General features: G+C 65.9%; 2 protein-coding genes. One reads left to right on the top strand and one right to left on the bottom strand.

Annotation, left to right across the window (positions count from 1 at the left end):
• A partial coding sequence (locus tag E1293_RS46525) for an NsdA family TPR-like regulatory protein (protein WP_481726120.1) occupies positions 1 to 565 on the top strand: 565 nt, incomplete at its 5' end.
• Between the two features lie 61 nt (positions 566 to 626).
• Here E1293_RS46525 and E1293_RS46520 read toward each other — a convergent pair.
• The gene (locus E1293_RS46520; RefSeq protein ID WP_132206485.1) at positions 627 to 2,144 is read right to left on the bottom strand and encodes a recombinase family protein; all 1,518 of its coding nucleotides are present in this window, start codon (positions 2,142 to 2,144) and stop codon (positions 627 to 629) included.
• Between the last annotated feature and the right edge of the window lie 43 nt (positions 2,145 to 2,187).

Genomic DNA, 2,187 nt, shown 5'->3' with positions numbered 1-2,187 from the left:
CTATCAACTCTCCAACACCGACCACGAAGACGACGGCGTCAGTCTCGCCCGCGCAGCGCTGGACGAGGCAGGGCCGGATGCACCGGCCAAAGCCCGCGCGCTCTACCTTGACCGAGTCGCGTGGGCACATGCCAAGGCGGGCTACGCCCAACCGGCGATGCGCGCTCTCGCGGAGGCGCATGAGGCCATGGCTAGCGAGGACTCGCAGGAGCCGCCCGAATGGGCCTATTGGGTCTCGCCCGAGGAACTCGACGTGATGGACGCCCGCGTCTACACGGAACTTCGCAAGCCGTTGCGCGCCGTGCCATTGCTGCAAGAGGTACTCAGCCGGTACGACTCGACACACACGCGCGAGTTGGCGCTGTACCTCTCGTGGCTCGCCGTGGCCCTGGTGGACGCCAACGAGCCGGAGGAGGCCGCCGCGACCGCGCGGCGGATGCTCGACCTCTCGGCCGACTTCGCCAGCGACCGGACGGCCCAGCGAAACCGGGTCGTCCTCACCAAGTTGGAGCCGTACAGCGACGTGCCCGAAGTCCGCGACGTGCTGAACACCTACGCCGCCTAGCACCAGACGAGCCCCGCCCCGATGATGGGGCGAGGCTCGCTTGCCAGACGTCGACCGACTGTCAGTCGTTGCGCCAGACCGGGTCGAGTAGGTCAGGGTCGAACTTCTTGTTGCCCTTGCCCGCCGGGTACATGATCACCGCGTGCAGGGCCGAGCGGATGTAGGTTCGCTTCACCGAGATGGGAAACCCGCCCTCCTCCTCGGAGAGGTACCAACGGCGCCGCACCTCAGAGGCGCTCGTGTCGTCCCGCGCCGCCTTCGCTGCGATCGCCGCTTCATGCTTGTTCTTCTCGGTACGAAGCCCGTTGATCTGCTGCTCAAGCCCAGGGACCAGCTTGAAGAACAGATCGTTGGTGATCTGCCGCGCGTTCCACTGCCGGGTGAGTGCCTCCAACTGCTCTTCCACGGCCTTGAGTTCCGCCTCCCGAGGCCACGCTTGGTCGTCAGGCCCAGCAGAGAACGACGCCTCTTCGAGCTTGGCCAAGACCGCCTCAGAGACGAACATGTCCACCAGGTCACCACGCCGGGAGACACCACCGCAGCCACCTTCGGAACGGCTGAGACAGGTGTAGGTGTGTCGCCCATCCTTCTGAGGATTGGCGCGAAGAGGCGTGTTGCAGAGCTTCCCGTCCGGGAGCCGCCGCCCGCAGCGCAGGATGCCCGACAGTAGATAGGTGTGGTCCCGGTAGTCGGCAGGGTGCGGACGCCCGATCTTCATGTCACGTCCTACGAAGTGCCCCTTGCGGCTCTCGAAGACCGCCCGGACGGCCGACCACTGCTCGGGGGTGACGATTGGTTCCCACTGTCCTTGAACGGACGTGCCGTCCGCCCCACGAACCAACTCGCCGTGGATCTCCCGCCACCCGCAGATGCGGGGACTGCACATCGCGACCTTGAGAGACCGGACGCTCCACTCGTTGCCGCGTGCCGTCTTCACGCCCCTGTCCTGCCAGTCCCTGACGATCGAGTGCACGGACCGGCCGCTCAGGAAGTCCTTGACCGCTTGGGCCAGTGGCTCAGCCTCTCGCGGTTCCAGGCTCAGCCGGTCGTCCTTCCAGCCGAACGGACGAGGCCCGCCGACAGGCCGCCCCTCCTCCGCACGAGCCCGATGCGACCGCCGCATACGACGTTGCATCTTGCGCACCTCCATCTTGGAGATGACCGCTCCGAACAGACCCATGCTCTCTACGTCTTCGCTGTAGAGGTCTTTCGGCCCACGCTGGTCCGCGAACACCCGGTTGTCCTGATAGGTGAAAGCCTCTACGAACCGTTCGTAGTCTCCAGGCCGACGCGCTAGACGGTCCTCGGCGAGGATCACCACACCTTGTATATGGGTGCCGTCCGGGAGACGGCCCGCCCGGAGCGCGGTCAACATCGCTTCGAAGTCGTCGCGGACGACCCCGACCTTGGCCGCCGACCTGTCGTTGTCCGTGTACTCATGGACCACCGTCCAGCCGTAGCGCGCCGCCGTCTCCCGGTTGGCCTTGTGCTGGTCCTTGACGCCGTGGGAGTCCCGCTTGATGTCGGCAGAGATGCGCGCGTAGGAGACGACCGGGACCAGCGAGCCGGACGAGGGCATTCCTACCTCCGTAGGTGTTCGTGCATGAAGTGAACCACTACAA

It is taken from the genome of Actinomadura darangshiensis, assembly GCF_004349235.1.
GTDB lineage: Bacteria > Actinomycetota > Actinomycetes > Streptosporangiales > Streptosporangiaceae > Spirillospora > Spirillospora darangshiensis.
The sequence above is the reverse complement of the archived record's forward strand: the minus strand, read 5'-3'. Positions and strand labels throughout refer to the sequence as shown.

Coding starts and splice junctions, on each gene's coding strand:
- E1293_RS46520 (WP_132206485.1), bottom strand. CDS start 2,144: ATGCCCTCGTCCGGCTCGCTGGTCCCGGTCGTCTCCTACGCGCGCATC.